This window comes from Mesorhizobium sp. M0815 (genome assembly GCF_040319995.1).
GTDB lineage: Bacteria > Pseudomonadota > Alphaproteobacteria > Rhizobiales > Rhizobiaceae > Mesorhizobium.
The window spans coordinates 81,745-98,842 of the sequence record NZ_JAMYOU010000009.1 but is presented as its reverse complement, the minus strand read 5'-3'; the positions used below and the strand labels follow the sequence as shown (position 1 = coordinate 98,842).

Annotated in this window: 17 protein-coding genes and 1 other RNA gene; 15 read left to right on the top strand and 3 right to left on the bottom strand. The window is 63.6% G+C overall.

Features of this window, described 5'->3' with window-relative positions; all coding sequences use genetic code 11:
• The first annotated feature begins 10 nt into the window (after positions 1–10).
• From NKI01_RS12900 to NKI01_RS12885, 4 genes are all read left to right on the top strand, one after another.
• Positions 11–247 (top strand): hypothetical protein, encoded by a 237-nt coding sequence (locus NKI01_RS12900; protein WP_352548783.1) that lies wholly within the window; start codon positions 11–13, stop codon positions 245–247.
• Positions 247–750 carry a type II toxin-antitoxin system VapC family toxin gene (locus tag NKI01_RS12895; protein ID WP_352483259.1) on the top strand — a complete coding sequence of 168 codons (504 nt, stop codon included), beginning with the start codon at positions 247–249 and terminating at the stop codon, positions 748–750. Before NKI01_RS12900 ends, NKI01_RS12895 begins: the two co-directional genes overlap by 1 nt.
• Positions 747–2,375, top strand: coding sequence for an ABC transporter ATP-binding protein (locus tag NKI01_RS12890; protein ID WP_352483258.1), 1,629 nt, complete (start codon positions 747–749; stop codon positions 2,373–2,375). Before NKI01_RS12895 ends, NKI01_RS12890 begins: the two co-directional genes overlap by 4 nt.
• Positions 2,376–2,470: 95 nt before the next feature.
• Positions 2,471–3,412, top strand: coding sequence for a 2-hydroxyacid dehydrogenase (locus tag NKI01_RS12885; RefSeq protein WP_023717837.1), 942 nt, complete (start codon positions 2,471–2,473; stop codon positions 3,410–3,412).
• A gap of 25 nt (positions 3,413–3,437) precedes the next feature.
• Here the strand turns inward: NKI01_RS12885 and NKI01_RS12880 are convergent, their stop codons facing one another.
• From NKI01_RS12880 to NKI01_RS12870, 3 genes are read right to left on the bottom strand one after another with little or no spacing between them, the layout of a single operon-like run.
• Positions 3,438–3,740, bottom strand: coding sequence for a Dabb family protein (locus tag NKI01_RS12880; protein ID WP_352483257.1), 303 nt, complete (start codon positions 3,738–3,740; stop codon positions 3,438–3,440).
• Between the two features lie 25 nt (positions 3,741–3,765).
• A complete protein-coding gene (gene nudC / locus NKI01_RS12875; RefSeq protein ID WP_023717835.1) occupies positions 3,766–4,707 on the bottom strand; it encodes an NAD(+) diphosphatase in 942 nt (313 codons plus the stop codon).
• A gap of 38 nt (positions 4,708–4,745) precedes the next feature.
• Positions 4,746–5,165, bottom strand: a complete 420-nt coding sequence (locus tag NKI01_RS12870; RefSeq protein WP_023717834.1) for an HIT family protein — start codon at positions 5,163–5,165, stop codon at positions 4,746–4,748.
• A gap of 357 nt (positions 5,166–5,522) precedes the next feature.
• Between NKI01_RS12870 and ffs the strand changes: the two genes are divergently transcribed.
• The 11 genes from ffs (at position 5,523) to NKI01_RS12815 (ending at position 16,968) form a co-directional block, all read left to right on the top strand.
• Positions 5,523–5,619: signal recognition particle sRNA small type (gene ffs, locus NKI01_RS12865), an RNA gene on the top strand.
• Positions 5,620–5,723: 104 nt separating this feature from the next.
• Positions 5,724–7,565, top strand: coding sequence for a DNA polymerase III subunit gamma/tau (locus tag NKI01_RS12860; RefSeq protein ID WP_352963353.1), 1,842 nt, complete (start codon positions 5,724–5,726; stop codon positions 7,563–7,565).
• Positions 7,566–7,597: 32 nt separating this feature from the next.
• On the top strand, positions 7,598–7,921 hold the full coding sequence (locus NKI01_RS12855) for a YbaB/EbfC family nucleoid-associated protein (RefSeq protein ID WP_023719593.1): 324 nt from the start codon (positions 7,598–7,600) through the stop codon (positions 7,919–7,921).
• Between the two features lie 290 nt (positions 7,922–8,211).
• Positions 8,212–9,165, top strand: coding sequence for a cell wall hydrolase (locus NKI01_RS12850; protein ID WP_023719592.1), 954 nt, complete (start codon positions 8,212–8,214; stop codon positions 9,163–9,165).
• A gap of 281 nt (positions 9,166–9,446) precedes the next feature.
• Positions 9,447–10,052, top strand: a complete 606-nt coding sequence (recR, locus tag NKI01_RS12845) for a recombination mediator RecR (RefSeq protein WP_352493754.1) — start codon at positions 9,447–9,449, stop codon at positions 10,050–10,052.
• 197 nt (positions 10,053–10,249) lie between these two features.
• Positions 10,250–11,527: a lytic murein transglycosylase gene (locus tag NKI01_RS12840; protein ID WP_352963349.1), complete on the top strand. Its 1,278-nt coding sequence runs from the start codon at positions 10,250–10,252 to the stop codon at positions 11,525–11,527.
• 201 nt (positions 11,528–11,728) lie between these two features.
• Positions 11,729–13,372 (top strand): ABC transporter substrate-binding protein, encoded by a 1,644-nt coding sequence (locus tag NKI01_RS12835; RefSeq protein ID WP_352549165.1) that lies wholly within the window; start codon positions 11,729–11,731, stop codon positions 13,370–13,372.
• Between the two features lie 18 nt (positions 13,373–13,390).
• Entirely contained in the window at positions 13,391–14,458 is a 1,068-nt protein-coding gene (locus NKI01_RS12830; RefSeq protein WP_023719588.1) for an ABC transporter permease, read from the top strand.
• A 13-nt stretch (positions 14,459–14,471) separates the two neighbouring features.
• A complete protein-coding gene (gene nikC, locus NKI01_RS12825) occupies positions 14,472–15,392 on the top strand; it encodes a nickel transporter permease (RefSeq protein WP_352493757.1) in 921 nt (306 codons plus the stop codon).
• Entirely contained in the window at positions 15,389–16,222 is an 834-nt protein-coding gene (locus NKI01_RS12820; protein WP_352493758.1) for an ABC transporter ATP-binding protein, read from the top strand. The genes nikC and NKI01_RS12820 overlap by 4 nt, the downstream gene beginning before the upstream one ends.
• Positions 16,219–16,968 carry an ABC transporter ATP-binding protein gene (locus NKI01_RS12815; RefSeq protein ID WP_352483249.1) on the top strand — a complete coding sequence of 250 codons (750 nt, stop codon included), beginning with the start codon at positions 16,219–16,221 and terminating at the stop codon, positions 16,966–16,968. Before NKI01_RS12820 ends, NKI01_RS12815 begins: the two co-directional genes overlap by 4 nt.
• The last annotated feature ends 130 nt before the right edge of the window (positions 16,969–17,098 follow it).

The following is a 17,098-nucleotide window of genomic DNA, read 5'->3' as shown; positions in this document are numbered from 1 at the left end:
GGAAAGGGTTATGAATAGGGTCATCCTTGAACAACACTACCCGGCATCGAAGCTCCCGGATGAACTGCGAAGGGGCATAGCTCCGAGCGCCTCGGTCAAAGTGACAGTGGAAGAGGAGGCCAACAGGCCTCTTGGCCGCGAACAATTGCTTGAACTCATGCGGAATGCTCAGGCCAACGCGCCGGGAACAAGCCTCGACGAGGCTGTCGCGCGTGTTCGTGCCCTCCGCGATGAGTGGGAGGATTGATGGCTGCAGTCCGGCTTTATGTCGACACCAACATTTTCATCTATGCCTTTGAAAACAACGATGCGCTTGCAAAAAAACTGCTTCAGCTCATTTCACTGAACGACGGCAGAAAGCAGCTTTTCTTGGCGACGAGTGAGATCGTGCTCGCAGAGTTGATGGTCGATCCCTTGATGAGAAAGAACAATGATCGACTGATCGAACTCTACGACAATATTTCAATCGGCAATGCCTTCATCTCAATTGGGGCGATAACTCGCGAGGTTCTCTGGCACGCAGCACAGTTGCGTTCGGAATTCCTTTCCTTGAGATTACCGGACGCGATCCATCTTTCCACAGCGATGCACTTCGGCTGCACACAATTTCTGACCGCGGACACGAGATTGAAAGAGACCTATTCTATCGCACCAAATCGTCTCGTCCCCCCTCAAATGGCAGCCAAAATTTCGATCATACGACCGGAAATTTCCGCCTTGGACAGGGTTGTCGCGGAAGTTGAGCCATGACCGCCCCTCTCCTTTCCGTACGAGACCTCAGCGTCGCCTTCACGCAAGGCGGCAACCAGTCGATCGCCGTCGACCATATTTCCTTCGACCTTGCCAAGGGCGAGACGGTGGCGCTGGTCGGCGAATCCGGCTCCGGCAAGTCGGTCACCGCGCTGTCGGTGCTGAAGCTGCTGCCCTATCCGACCGCCAGCCACCCCTCGGGAAAGATCCTGTTCCTCGGCGCCGACCTGCTGGCCACGGACGAGAGAGACTTGCGCCGCGTGCGCGGCAACAAGATCACCATGATCTTCCAGGAGCCGATGACCTCGCTCAACCCGCTGCACACGATCGAGCAGCAGATCGTCGAGGTGCTGAAATTGCACCAGGGCCTGGGCGATCGCACCGCCAAGGCGCGCACGCTGGAACTTCTGCACGAGGTCGGCATCCGCGAACCGGAGAAGCGGCTCGACGCCTATCCGCACCAGCTTTCCGGCGGCCAGCGCCAGCGCGTCATGATCGCCATGGCGCTGGCCAACGAGCCTGAACTGTTGATCGCCGACGAGCCGACGACGGCGCTCGACGTCACCGTCCAGGCGCAGATCCTCGAATTGCTCGCCGGCCTGAAAAGCCGCAAGAACATGTCGATGCTGTTCATCACCCACGATCTCGGCATCGTCAGGAAGATCGCCGACCGGGTCTGCGTGATGACCAAGGGCAAGATCGTCGAGACCGGCCCGACCAAGGAGATATTCGCCAATCCGCAGCACGCCTACACCCGGCATCTGCTTGCCGCCGAGCCGAAGGGCAAGCCGCCGGCGGCCAATCAGGCCGCCAAGCCAGTGATGGTCGGCAACGACGTCAAGGTCTGGTTTCCGATCAAGAAGGGCTTCTTCCGGCGCACCGTCGACAATGTGAAGGCGGTCGACGGCATCGACGTCACCGTGCGGGCCGGTCAGACGCTTGGCGTCGTCGGCGAATCCGGCTCAGGCAAGACGACGCTCGGCCTGGCGCTGGCCAGGATGATCTCGTCGACCGGGAATATCCAGTTCAACGGACGCGGCATCGATCAGCTATCCTTCAACGAAATGCGGCCGCTGCGGCGCGAACTGCAGATCGTCTTCCAGGATCCGTTCGGCTCGCTCAGCCCGCGCATGTCGGTCGCCGAGATCATCGAGGAAGGGTTGAAGATCCACGAGCCGAAACTGTCGCCCGATGCGCGCGACGAGCGTGTCGTCGACGTGCTGCAGGAAGTCGGCCTCGATCCGGCGACGCGCAACCGCTATCCGCACGAATTCTCCGGCGGCCAGCGCCAGCGCGTCGCCATCGCGCGCGCCATGGTGCTCAACCCGCGCTTCGTCATGCTGGACGAGCCGACCTCGGCGCTCGACATGAGCGTGCAGGCGCAGGTCGTCGACCTCTTGCGCAGCCTGCAGGCCAAGCACGACCTCGCCTATCTCTTCATCAGCCACGATCTGAGGGTCATCCGCGCGCTCGCCAATGAAGTCATCGTCATGCGCAATGGCAGGATCGTCGAAGCCGGACCTTCCGAACAGATTTTTGGCAACCCGCGGACCGACTATACAAAGGCGTTGATCTCGGCCGCCTTCAAGATCGAAACGGCGCCGGTCGGCATCGTTAGCGAGTAGATTTTCGCCAGAGATCATGCACAAAATCAAAACGCTGCCGCGCCCTTGCACGTCGGGACGCGAACGCTGTTGGTAAAAAGGAAAAACAATCCGCAATGGAAAAAGGCCGCATCCTGCTTGCCCTCACCGGTATTCATCCGCTGCGCTGGCGCGAACTGCTGTCGGCGGAGCGCGAAGTGGTGCTCGAGCCGAATGGCGCCGCCGATCCGTCGATCACCTATGCGGTGGTGTGGAAACAGCGGCCGAACCTGTTGTCGTCGCTGCCCAATCTGCGCGCCATCTTCTCGATCGGCGCCGGCGTCGACCACATCTTCGCCGATCCCACCTTGCCCGACGTTCCGGTCGTCAAGGTGGTGGCCGACAACCTGACCCAGTACATGACCGAATACGTCGTCTGGCGGGTGCTCGACCACCATCGCCAGGGCATGCTCTACCGCGCCCAGCAGCAGAAGAAGATCTGGCACGAACCGCAGCAGCGGCCGGCCAGCGACATCTCGGTCGGCATTATGGGGCTCGGCACGCTCGGCCGCGCGGCGGCGTCGGTGCTGTTGTCGCTCGGCTTTCCGGTCAATGGCTGGTCGCGCAGCGATCGGCCGATGCAAGGTGTCTCGACTTATGCGGGCGAGGCCGGCCTGATCCCGTTCCTCAACGCTACCGACATCCTGGTGGTGCTTCTGCCGCTGACGCCGCAGACGCACGGCATCATCAACCACGGCGTGCTGAAGGAGCTGCGCAAGCGCAACGGCCTCGGCGGCTCGGTGCTGATCAATGCCGGGCGCGGCAGGCTGCAGAAGGACGCCGACATTCTGCGCGCACTGGACGACGGCACGCTGAAGGAAGCCAGCCTCGACGTGTTCGAGGTCGAGCCGCTGCCGAAGACCAGCCCACTATGGAACCATCCTAAAGTGTTCGTGACGCCGCATGCGGCGGCAACTTCCGATCCGGTCCACCTGGCGCCGATCATGCTGCGCCAGATGGACGCCTTCGAGCGCGGCGAAGCGCTGGAAAATGTGGTGGACCGCGACGCGGGGTACTGATTTTTTGGAGCGCCGCTTCCCCGTCTCAGCCCCAGCCGAGCGGCACGTAGTCGATCTCCATAAACGCCTCGACCTCGGGGATCCAGCGGTCGCGGACGAAGGCGACGTGGTCGGGATGATCGTTGTAGCCGGAGTAAGCCCGCTGATCGGCGAACTCCATCGAGAAGCCGAAGCGGTACTCGTTCTTGGGGCTGACCTGCCGCAACTGCTCGAAATGCGTGACGCCCTTTATCGCCGTGAGGATCCTCTTGGCATCGGCGAGGAACCTTTTTTCCTCAAGCGAGTGCGGCGGGTGTTTTAGCGTGAACACGACGGTGTGACGGATCATTTTTTGCTCCTGCGATGTCTTCGTGTCACGCGCTGTCGGCCCAGGCGCGGATCAGGTTATAGGCGATCGCCCCTTTCGGCGGCGTCACCAGGCCGCCCGGATGTTCCCTGGCCAGCATCGACAGCACCTCGTCGCGAAAGAACCAGCGGCAGTCTTCCAGCTCGTTGAGGTCGGGGTGGATGTCGTCGTTGAGCGGTTCGCCGAAGCAGCCGATCATCAGCGAATAGGGAAACGGCCAGGGCTGGCTGGCGTGGTAGACGACGCGGCCGAGCCGGATGCCGGCTTCCTCCAGCGTTTCGCGGCGCACCGCCGCCTCGATCGTCTCGCCCGGCTCGATGAAACCGGCGAGCGCCGAATACATGCCGGGCCCGAAATGCCGGCCGCGGCCGAGCAGGCATTTTTCGCGCGTCGCCGTCAGCATGATCGCCACCGGGTCGGTGCGCGGAAAGTGCTCCGTACCGCAGGCCGGGCAATGCCGCTTGTAGCCGCCGGCCCGCATCTCGGCTTCGGTGCCGCATTTGCTGCAGAAGCGATGGCTGGCATGCCAGGCGAGCAGCGCCGCCCCTTGCGCCAGCGCGCCGGCCGCCGCTTCGTCGATCAGCCCCTGCATATAGACCGAGCGATAGTCGATCGCCTTGATCGTCTCGGGAAGCTGCTCGGGCTCGACCGCGGCCGGCACCGCCAGCACCGGGCCACTTTCGGAAAAACCGAGCAGGACGCCGTTTTCGAGCGATGCCTCGAGCGGCCGGCTTTCGGCCACGCCGAACCAGGGATCGAATGCGTCTTGCGCAAGCTTCAGATAGAGCCGGCCGCCATGCATCAGCAAAAGCCGAGTCGTCGGATCGGCGAGCGCCTTTTCGACGGAATCGTCGGCGCGGTTTTCGGATTGCCGGTCGATGATGTTGCCGGCGAAGCCGACGAACTGGCTCGGCTCGCGCAAGGGCGCGTCAAACAGGCTAAAGCTCATGCGGACTCGGGAAGGTTCAAGATGGACACGGGAGAGGCTTATAGCGCTGCCTTGATCTTTTCCGCAAACTTGCGAATGTCGGAGCGCTGGTAGGGCTCGCGCAGGCCGTGCCCCCACACCGGGCCGGGCCAGCCGGGATCGCCTTCCGAGCGCGCGATAACATGCACGTGCAACTGCCGCACGATGTTGCCGAGCGCGCCGGTGTTGATCTTGGTGCAGCCGGTCACCCGCTTCAGCGCCAGCGCCACCATGTTGGTCTCGAAGGTCAGCATCGCCTGGTCGAGCGGCGTCATGTCGTGGATTTCCTCGATGCCCGGCCGCTGCGGCACCAGCAGCAGCCACGGCCAGCGGCGGTCGTTCATGACGCGCAATTCGCACAGGCCGAGCCACATCAGCTGTTCGCTGTCGGCTTCCAGCTGAGCGTCAAGCGTGAATCCTGCCTTGAGGCCCGGCAGCATCGGCGTTTCCCTCGCATTTTGACGTTTTTTGAACTTTATCGACGCTAGAGCGGCTACCGGGGGGCCGCAAGGGGCAGCAAGCAACATTGGCCGTCGTGGCGCTGATTGTGCGCGAAGAACCGAGGACCAGGGCATTGCATACGGTTGGCGCTGCCCCGCCGAGGTCGACAATTTTGACCGCAGCCACATTTTGTTCTTGCTTTGTGCCGGCAGCTATGCTACTAATGTCGCTATGGTGATTATTCGCACCAACGACCCGCCCGCCGAGGCGGGTTTTTGGTTTCAGCTTTCGCCGTCGCGCACGACTCCTATCATCCGCACTTGCATTTCATCGCCGGATTGCCGATATGGAGGCCGGGAGGTTGGTGGTGGACGGTCCACTCGCCAACCGGGTCAGGTCCGGAAGGAAGCAGCCCTAACGAGCCCGGAACGGGTCATTGTTCCAGCCTCCCGCCTCTTCGCCTTTTGCCCCGACATTGACGGCGCCAAGCCGTGCGGGCGAAACTATGCGCAGGAATCGGCCGCCTCCAGTGGCAGCCCTTGGAGCTTAACGGGCGAATGAGCGAAGCCGGAAACGACGCCGGGAAATCGGACAAGCCTGCCGCCTATCGCGTGCTGGCGCGCAAATACCGACCGTCGAATTTCTCCGAACTGATCGGCCAGGAGCCGATGGTCCGCACCTTGACCAATGCCTTTGCCACCGGCCGCATCGCCCAGGCCTGGATGCTGACCGGCGTGCGCGGCGTCGGCAAGACGACGACCGCGCGCATACTGGCGCGGGCCCTGAACTATAAAACATCGACCGTCGACCAGCCTTCAGTCGACCTTGCCGTGCTCGGCGAGCATTGCCAGGCGATCATGGAAGGCCGCCATGTCGACGTCATCGAGATGGACGCCGCCTCGCATACCGGCATCGACGACATCAGGGACATCATCGAACGCGTGCGCTACGCCCCGGTATCGGCGCGCTACAAGGTCTACATCATCGACGAAGTGCACATGCTTTCCAACCAGGCCTTCAACGGCCTGCTGAAGACGCTGGAAGAGCCGCCGCCGCACGTCAAGTTCATCTTCGCCACCACCGAAATCCGCAAGGTGCCGATCACCGTCCTGTCGCGCTGCCAGCGTTTCGACCTCAGGCGCATGGATGCGGCAATGATCAAGGCCGACCTTGCCAGGATAGCGGGTCTGGAGGGCATCGAAGTCGAAGACGATGCGCTGGCGATGATCGCGCGCGCGGCCGAAGGCTCGATGCGTGACGCGCAGTCCATCCTCGACCAGGCGATCGCCCATGGCGGCGGCGCGGTCAGCGCCGAAGCGGTCCGCGCCATGCTGGGCCTGGCCGACCGTGCCCGCATCGTCGACCTGTTCGAACATGTCATGAAAGGCGACGTCGCCGCCGCGCTTGCCGAATTCCGTGCCCAGTACGATACCGGCGCCGATCCTGCCGCGGTGCTGACCGACCTTGCCGAGTTCAACCATCTGGTCACCCGTCTGCGCTTCGTGCCGGCTGCTGTCGACGACGCCTCGCTGTCCGAGGACGAGCGCCGGCGCGGCGCCGATTTCGCCAGGACGCTGTCGGTCAAGGTGCTGTCGCGGACATGGCAGATGCTTTTGAAAGGCATTCCCGAGGTGCAGACTTCCAACCGTCCAGTCAGCGCCGCCGAGATGGTGCTGATCCGGTTGGCGCATGCCGCCGACCTGCCGACGCTGGACGAGGCGCTGAGATCGCTGGAGAGCGGCGTTTCGCTGCCCGGCTCCGCGCCGCGCGCGAATGGCGCGCCGGCAAGCCCCGGCCCCGCAAGCCCCGGACCCGCAAGCCATGGGCCTGCAAGCGGTGGTGCCGGTGCCGTGGCGCAGACGCGGATGCCGACGGCCAATGGCGGCGCGCAGTCGATGCGCCTGGTCGAGCCCGAGCCGGTGCCGACCAATTTCGTTGCTCCGCCGGAGCCGGTGGTCAAGGCGCCGCCGGTGGCGGTGAAATCGCTGGCCGACATTGTTGCCCTTGCCGACGCCCAGCGCGACATGGCCTTCAAGGTGCTGGTCAAGCGTTGCGTGCGCCTGGTGCGCATCGAGCCCGGCCGTATCGACGTCAGCCTGACCGACGATGCGCCGAAGATGCTGCTCAACGATTTGACCGCCAAATTGCGCGCCTGGACCGGCCGCAACTGGCTGGTGTCGCTGTCGAAGGAAGAGGGCGGCCAGACCTTGGCCGAGATGGAATCGACAAAGCGCGAAAATGCCTTCCTCGATGCCAAGAGCGATCCGACGGTCGCCGCCATCCTGGCGCGCTTTCCCGGCGCCAAGATCATCGACGTGCGCATTCCCGACGCGCCGGAGGCCGATGCGGCCGAGGGCGAAGTGCCGGTCGAGCCGCCGGCAGACGACGACGAAACCTGAAACAACCGGCACCAACTGCAAAGGACCGTGCGATGAAAGATCTTCTCGGCCTGATGGGCAAGGCAAAGGAAATGCAGGCCAAGTTCCAGGCCATGCAGGATGAGATCGCCACGCTGGAAGCCACCGGACAGGCCGGCGGCGGCCTGGTCAGCGTGACGCTGACCGGCAAATTCGAGATGAAGTCGCTGAAGATCGACCCGTCGCTGTTCAAGGAGGACGAGGTCGAGATTCTCGAGGATCTGCTTCTCGCTGCCCACAACGACGCCAGGACCAAGGTCGAGCAAACCATGCAGGAAAAGACCAAGGCGCTGACCGCGGGACTGCCGATCCCGCCGGGAATGAAACTGCCCTTCTAAGGCTAATGCATGTCGCGCAAAAGTGTGCAGCGGTTTTGCGGTAACGACATGCATCGAAACAAGAACGTAAAGCGCGTCGCCTGAGGCCGGTCGAACGCGACGCGCTTTTAGTCAATCGGTATGCCGTTACAGTGGCCGAAGAGTGCAGCAGCCAGTGCTTGCTCTTCCGCCGGCTGTGTCTATTAGGCAACTCCCCACACTTAATAACGCTTTAGCCATCTTTTTGCCTGAAAGTGTCTCATTCTTGCCGCAACCAGGGGCGGGCTGGCAGCAGAATGAGGGGACGCCTGTTGATCTCTACCCGATGGAAGACGCCGTTGCGGCTCGGCGTCGTTATCTCGCCGCTGTTTTTGGCCGCTTGCAGTCAGACCGCCTCGCACGGCATGTCCAGCCTGACCGATGCCATTACGCCGGGTTTCCTGAGCTCGCGTTCCTACAATTCCACGCCGAAGGAAAAGGAGTGCCTGGAGCGGGCAATGTTCTTCGAGTCCAACCGGTCGAGCCGTGACGGCATGATTGCGGTCGGCACGGTGGTGATGAACCGGCTGCGGTCCGGCAAGCATGGCAACACCATCTGCCAGGTCGTTGGCGAGCGCGGCCAATTCGCGCCGGGCGTCATGACGCGGCCGATGAATTCGAAGGCGATGCCCGATGTCGAGGAAGCCGCCGCGGCGGTGCTCAAGGGCGAGCGCAAAGCCAAGCTGAAGAACACGATGTACTTCCACACCGCCGGCCTGCGCTTCCCCTACAAGAACATGCACTACACCATGGTCGCCGGCGGCAATGCCTTCTATGAAAAGCGCGGCCGCAACTGGCAGCCGCTGCCGGACGAACCGGTGGTCGCCGTGGCCCAGGCCAAGCCGCAAGCGCCTGCCGCTCAGGCCATACTTGTCGCCTCGGCCGAGCCGGCGCGCGACGCCAAGCCGACATTCGCCAAGGCGACCTATGTGACCGCCGCCGCATCGCAGCCGGCAAAGCAGACAAGGGTGACTGCCGGGATGGCGACCCCGGAGAGGGCGGCCCCAGAGAAGCCCACCCAGGAGAAGCCGGTGCTGGTGGCGCTGCAAGAACCAATGCAGGAGCCCGATGCGGCCCGTTTCGGTGGGACCGCGAGCGCACGGCCTGTCACCTCCTTCGAGGCAGCGCCGGCAGAGCCGACAATGTCGTTCGAGGCGACGCCCGAGAACACCGACGCCATCGGCGCGATGATCGCCGGCCAGACCCGGCCGCTGGAAGAAAACTGAGACGGTCAACGTCGGCGCCGCCGCTCATCTGGCTGCCGCCATCTTCTCCCCGTATAGTGACGGGAGAAGGACGCTGTGGCCAAGGATTTCGCCAATTTCCGGCGTCGCAAAAAAAGGGACCGAGGTTGCGGTCAGCCCTTTCTCCCCGCCGCTATACGGGGAGAAATGCCCGGCAGGGCAATGAGGGGCGGCGCAAACCTGGGCGATTGCCTCTCTGCCCGCTGGACAGCACGCGCCTCAGTGGTGTTCCAAAACCCGTTGAAAAATCCTAAACCGGTGCGATGTCGAAGCGAATCGCCGGTCCCGAGATCGAACGCCTGATCCAGCTGCTGGCCAAGGTGCCGGGGCTCGGCCCGCGTTCGGCACGGCGCGCCGCGCTCCACCTCATCAAGAAGAAGGAGCAGCTGCTGGCGCCGCTCGCCGCCGCCATGGGCGAGGCGGTCGACAAGGTGCGCATCTGCTCGACCTGCGGCAATGTCGACACCTCCGATCCCTGCATGATCTGCACCGACCCGCGCCGCGACCCCACCACGCTCATCGTCGTCGAGGACGTGGCCGACCTTTGGGCGCTGGAGCGGGCGACCGCCATGAACGTGCGCTACCATGTGCTCGGCGGTACGCTGTCGCCGCTCGACGGCATTGGTCCTGATGAGCTCAACATCCGTTCGCTGGTCGATCGCGTCGCCGGCGGCGAAGTCAAGGAAGTGATCCTCGCCGTCAACGCCACGGTCGAGGGCCAAACCACCGCGCACTACCTCACCGACCAGCTTTCCGGCTTCGACATCAAGGTGACGCGGCTGGCGCATGGCGTTCCGGTCGGCGGCGAGCTCGATTATCTCGACGAAGGCACGCTGGCCGCCGCACTGCGCTCGCGGACGGCGTTTTGAGGCGAGTGGCGGGGAGAGTGCGGATGATGGCTGCTGCGCATTTTTTAAGGCGGGCACTCTGTCACACCCCCCTCTGTCCTGCCGGACATCTCCCCCGCAAGGGGGGAGATCGGCAGCGTCAATCTCGCCGCCAATCTTTCAACGTCGAAAATTGGCGGAAGCAGAGGCGACAGCCAATCTCCCCCCTTGCGGGGGAGATGTCCGGCAGGACAGAGGGGGGTGGGACGGATCGCTGCTTTCACAAAATAGCCGTCGCGTTTCTTCTCGCCGCACTTGCCGCCTTCCTCCTCGCCACCCCCGTCTCCGCGGCAAAAATCGACGATCAGTTCCGCGCCTGGCTTGGCAACGACCTCTGGCCCGAAGCCAAGGCCAAAGGCATCTCCAGGAAAACCTTCGATGCCGCCTTCGACGGCGTCAAGCCGAACCTCAAGCTGCCCGACCTGGTGCTGCCGGGCGAGAAGGCGACGACGCCGCGGAAGCAGCATCAGGCCGAGTTCGGTTCGCCGGGCGCCTATTTCGCCGAAAAGATAGTTCGCGCGGTCACCGCCGGCGGCCGCACCCGCGAGGCGGCCAACGCTAGGACCCTTGCCGCTATCGAGAAGCGCTATGGCGTGCCCGGCGAAGTGCTGCTGGCGATCTGGGGCCGCGAGAGCGGCTTCGGTGCGGCAAAGCTGCCCTACGACGCCTTCGAGGTGCTGGGCACCAAGGCGTTCATGTCGACGAAGAAAGAATTCTTCCGCACCGAGCTGCTGGCGGCGCTCGAGATCGTCGAGCGCGGGCTTGCCCCGGTCGGCGCGATAAAATCGTCCTGGGCCGGTGCGCTCGGTCAGCCGCAGTTCATGCCGACGTCGTTTCTGAAGCATGCCGTCGATTTCGATGGCGACGGCCGCACCGACATCTGGAATTCGAGGCCCGACATACTGGCGTCGATCGCCAATTATCTCGTGCATTATGGCTGGGTCAGGGGCCGCGGCTGGGGCTTCGAGGTGACGATACCGGACAGCGTCTCGTGCTCGCTCGAAGGTCCCGACCAGGGCAAGAAGATTTCGCAATGGGTTGATATGGGTATCAGGCGTGTGTCGGGTAAACCATTCCCGGCGAGTGAACTGAAAGCCGAAGGTTTTCTTTTGATGCCGGCCGGGCGCAGCGGCCCGGCCTTCATCGTGACCCCCAATTTCTACGTGCTGAAGCAGTACAACACCAGCGATCTCTATGCCTTGTTCATCGGCCATGGCGCCGATCGCATCGCCCATGGCGACAGCAATTTCTCGGGCAATTGGGGCGCGGTCGGCGGGCTCTACCGCTCCGACATCGCCGCCCTGCAGCGGGCGCTGGAGGCCAAGGGTTATGATGTCGGCAGCGCCGACGGCCTGCCCGGCTTCAAGACGCGCCGCTCGATCGGCAAATGGCAGGCCAGAAACGGCCGTTCCGCTACCTGCTTTCCCGACGCCGACCTGGTTACCGCGCTGAAATAGCCGGGTTTTCGCACCGCCGGTCTGGCCCAATCGACCGTTCTGCAAATGCTCGTTGCCGCGCTCGAAACCGCCGGATATGGTGAGCCGGAACTGCACAAAAATTGCCAAGACAATGGTCCGGGGATCACCGTTCGACGCGGCAAGAAAATGCCACAACCCTGAGCCGGGAACTCAGGTCAACAAAAACAGGGAACAGTTAAAATGATGATGGAAAAGTTTGCTCTACGCTCCCGCTTCTTGCTCGCGGGCGCGGCCATGTCCGCGCTGCTTCTGGCCGCTGCGCCTGCCTTCGCGGTCACGCCCGCCGACACGCTGGTCGAAGGTTTCGCCATCGACGACATCATCTCCATGGATCCGGGCGAGGCATTCGAATTGTCGACCGCCGAAATCACCGGCAACACCTACGATCTTCTGGTGCGCCTCGACCTCAGCGACACCTCCAAGGTCAAGGGCGATCTCGCGGAAAGCTGGAGCGTCTCCGACGATGGCCTGACCTACACATTCAAGCTCAAGCCCGGCCTCAAATTCGCTTCCGGCAATCCGATCACGGCGGCGGACGTCGCCTATTCGTTCGAGCGCGCGATCAAGCTCGACAAGAGCCCGGCCTTTATTATCGGCCAGTTCGGCATCGATGGCGGCAACGTCACCGAGAAGGCCAAGGCCGTTGATGATACGACGTTCCAGTTCACCGTCGACAAGGCCTATGCGCCGAGCTTCGTGCTGAACTGCCTGTCGGCGACGGTCGCCTCGGTGGTCGACGCCAAGCTGGTCAAGGAGCATGTCGCCGCGGTCACGCCGAGCGCCGACTACAAATGGGACAATGATTTCGGCAATGCCTGGCTGAAGACCGGCTATGCCGGCTCCGGCGCCTTCAAGCTGCGCGAATGGCGCGCCAACGAGGCCGTCGTGCTGGAACGCAACGACAATTACAACGGCGAGAAGGCCAAGCTTGCCCGTGTCATCTATCGCAACATGAAGGAAAGCTCGGGCCAGCGCCTGGCGCTGGAAGCCGGCGACATCGATGTCGCCCGCAATCTCGAGCCGAACGATCTCGACGCCATCGCCAAGAATGCCGACCTCACCACCACCAGCGCGCCGAAGGGCACGGTCTATTACATCAGCCTCAACCAGAAGAACGCGAACCTCGCCAAGCCCGAGGTTCGCCAGGCGTTCAAATATCTGGTCGACTACGATGCCTTGAGCACGACCATCCTCAAGGGCATCGGCGAGATCCATCAGACCTTCCTGCCCAAGGGCGTACTCGGCGAGCTGGACGAAAATCCGTTCAAGTTCGACGTCGCCAAGGCCAAGGAACTGCTCGCCAAGGCGGGTCTCGCCGACGGCTTCAGCGTCACCATGGACGTGCGCACCGGCCAGCCGACGACGGGCATGGCGGAATCGATCCAGCAGACGTTGGGACAGGCCGGCATCAAGCTGGAGATCATCCCCGGCGACGGCAAGCAGACGCTGACCAAATACCGCGCCCGCAACCACGACATCTATATCGGCCAGTGGGGCCAGGACTATTTCGACCCGAATTCCAATGCGCAGACCTTTGCCAGCAACCCGGACAATTCGGATGAAGGCAAGACCAAGACGCTGGCCTGGCGCAACGCCTGGGACATTCCGGACCTGACCAAGCAAACGGAGGCCGCCCTGCTCGAGAAGGACGCGGCCAAGCGCGCCACAATGTACCAGGATCTCGAGAAGAAGATCCTCGACACCAGTCCTTTCGTCATCATCCACCAGCAGCTGGAAGTGGCCGGCCTGCGCAAGAACCTCAAGGGCTTTGCGCTCGGCCCGAGCTTCGACACCAACTTCGTCGGCCCCGTCTCGAAGGAGTGACGCCGGCGGACGCGCCGTATGAGTGTGGCTGAAAGCGAAGTGACGGCAGGGCGCGGCGGCGCCCGCGCCGTTGCCGTGGCCTCATCGATCGCCCGGTTCCTGGTCATCGCGATAACGACCTATCTCGGTCTGCTCGCGGTGACCTTCTTCATCGGCCGTGTCATCCCGATCGACCCGGTGCTGGCGGTGCTCGGCGACCGGGCGCCGGCCAATGTCGTCGAACGAACGCGCCGCGAGATGGGCCTCGACCTGCCGCTGGTCGAGCAGTTCTACATCTATGTCAAACATGCCCTGAACGGTGATTTCGGCACCTCGGTGCTGACCACCAATCCGGTGATGACCGATATCCGCCGCGCCTTTCCCGCGACGCTCGAACTGGCGACGCTGGGAACATTGATCGGTTCGGTGATCGGCGTGCCGCTTGGCGTGCTGGCCGCGGTGCGGCGCGGCAGCGTCATCGACCAGGTCGTGCGGATCATCGGCCTTGTCGGCTATTCCGTGCCGATCTTCTGGCTGGGGCTGCTGGCGCTGGTTCTGTTCTACGCCAAGCTGCAATGGGTCGCCTTTCCCGGCCGCCTCGATGTCGTCTACGAATACACCTTCACGCCGATTACCGGCTTTTACCTGCTGGATGCACTCTGGCAGCGGCAGTGGGACGTATTTGCCGATGCCTTCCGCCACATCATCCTGCCGGCCTCGCTGCTCGGTTATTTCTCGCTCGCCTATATCAGCCGCATGACGCGCTCCTTCATGCTGAACGAACTCACCCAGGAATACATCGTCGCGGCACGAGCCAAGGGCCTGTCGGAAACGCGCATCATCTGGGGTCACGCGCTGCGCAACGCCGCTGTACCGATGGTTACGGTGATCGCTCTGTCGTATGCCGGGCTGCTCGAAGGCTCGGTGCTGACCGAGACGGTGTTTTCGTGGCCGGGCATCGGCCTCTACATCACCAACTCGCTGCAGAACGCCGACATGAATGCCGTGCTCGGCGGCACCATCATCATCGGCTCGGTCTTCATCGCCATCAATCTATTCTCCGACCTGCTCTACCGGGTGCTCGATCCCAGGACCAAGGCAGGATGAGGACGAAGGCAGGATGAGCACGGAAGCGATTCAAACCCGCCGCGACTGGCTGCTCAGCGAGCGGCCGGCGTCGCGCGTGCAGGCAAGGCTCGGCCGCGCCTATGTGGCCTGGCGACGCTTTTCGGCCAACCGGCTGGCATTTCTCGGCCTGCTCATCATCATCGCCTTGCTGTTGGTCGCAGCCTTCGCCGATGTGCTGGCGCCCTATTCGCCGACATTCGGCGACCTCAAGGGCTCGCGGCTGCTGGCGCCGAGTGCGTCGCACTGGTTCGGTACCGACGATCTCGGCCGCGATATCTATTCGCGCATCATCTTCGGCTCGCGCTGGACACTCTACGTCGTCATTCTGGTTGCCATCATCGCCGCGCCCATCGGCTTGCTGGTCGGCACCGTCGCCGGCTATGCCGGCGGCTGGACCGATGCGATCCTGATGCGCATCACCGACATCTTTCTCGCCTTTCCGAAGCTGATCCTGGCGCTGGCCTTCGTCGCCGCGCTCGGCCCCGGCATCGAAAACGCCGTGCTCGCCATCGCCATCACCTCGTGGCCGCCCTATGCCCGCATCGCGCGCGCCGAAACGCTCACGGTGCGCAATTCGGACTACATCAAGGCCGTGCAACTGATGGGCGCCTCGCCGTTCCGCATCGTGCTCCGCCACATAATGCCGCTCTGCATCTCCTCGCTGATCATCAGGGTGACGCTCGACATGGCCGGCATCATCCTGACCGCCGCCGGTCTCGGCTTCCTCGGTCTCGGCGCGCAGCCGCCGCTGCCGGAATGGGGCGCGATGATCGCGTCCGGCCGCCGCTTCGTGCTCGACCAGTGGTGGGTTGCGGGCGCGCCGGGCTTTGCCATTCTCATCGTCAGCCTCGGCTTCAACCTGCTCGGCGATGGCTTGCGCGACGCGCTCGATCCCCGAAGCGGTGACCAATGAGCACGCTTCTCGAAGTCGACGACCTGCGCGTTACCTTTCCGACGCGCACCGGCCTGATCGAGGCGGTGCGCGGCGTTTCGTTCTCGCTCGGCCGCGAGCGGCTCGGCATCGTCGGCGAGAGCGGATCGGGCAAATCGCAGACCGGCCGCGCCATCATGGGCGTCACCCCGCCGCAGGCCGATGTGACCGCGAAGACGCTCGCTTTCGACGGCATCGACCTGCTGGCCGCCTCGCCGCGCGAGCGCCGCGCGCTGCGCGGCAAGCGTATCGCCATGATCCTGCAGGATCCGAAATATTCGCTGGACCCGGTGATGAGCATCGGCCGCCAGATCGTCGAGACGCTGCGCACGCATGAGAAGGTCTCCAAGGCCGAAGCCCGCGAGCGCGCGCTTGCCATGCTGGAGGCTGTGCAGATCCGCGATCCGGCCCGTGTCTTCGACCTGCATCCGCATGAGGTTTCCGGCGGCATGGGCCAGCGCGCCATGATCGCCATGATGCTGATCGCCGGGCCGGAGATGATGATCGCCGACGAGCCGACCTCGGCACTCGACGTCACGGTGCAGCTCGACGTGCTCGGCATCCTCGACAGGCTGGTCAGCGAGCGCGGCATGGGGCTGATCTTCATCTCGCACGATCTGCGCCTGGTCTCGTCCTTCTGCGATCGTGTCATCGTCATGTATGCCGGCAAGGTCGTCGAACAGCTCAAGGCCTCGGAGCTCGGCCGCGCCCAGCATCCCTATACGCGCGGCCTGCTCAACTGCATGCCCAAGATCGGCGCCGACCGCCACCCGTTGCCGGTGCTCGACCGCAAGCCGGAGTGGGCGGCATGACGGCAGCCCTTTCCGTCGACAGGCTGGAGGTGATGTTCGACCGCTTCCGCGCGCTGAAAGGCGTCAGCCTCGAGGTGCAATCCGGTGAATCGTTCGGCCTCGTCGGCGAATCCGGCTCCGGCAAGTCGACCCTTCTCAGGGCAATCGCCGGCCTGGCGCCGGCCGCATCAGGCACCATTACCGTCAACGGCAAAACGCTCGGCGCGCGCCGCGACAAGGCGTTTTATCGCGAGGTGCAGATGGTGTTCCAGGACCCGTACGGCTCGCTGCACCCACGCCAGACCGTCGACCGCCTGCTGCAGGAGCCACTCGCCATTCACGGCTTCGCTGACGGTGAAAAGCGCATCCAGCGGGCGCTGGACGAGGTCGGCCTGGGCACTGGATTCCGCTTCCGTTATTCGCATCAATTGTCGGGCGGACAGCGCCAGCGCGTGGCGATCGCGCGCGCCCTGATCCTCGAACCCTCGATCCTGCTGCTCGACGAACCCACCTCGGCGCTCGACGCTTCGGTGCAGGCCGAAGTGCTGAACCTGTTGGAGGAGATCCGGCGGCGCCGCAAGCTGACCTTCCTGATGGTCAGCCACGACCTCGCTATCATCACTCACATGTGCGAGCGGCTGATGGTGATGCAGAACGGCGAAGCGATGGAGAATCTGACGGCGGACGATCTTGTCGAACGCCGTGTCACCAAGGATTATACGCGCAATTTGCTGAGGGCCAGCGAGGGGTTTGTCAGGACGGCATGAGCGACGGGCGTTCGGTTGCTGACGCCGACCGGCAGGCCCAATCGCCCGGCGGCGGTGCCAACTTGAGGAAAAACTGAAATAAGCCCAGAAGAGTCTCAACAGCCATCAAACGAGAGCGGGCGCCGGCCCG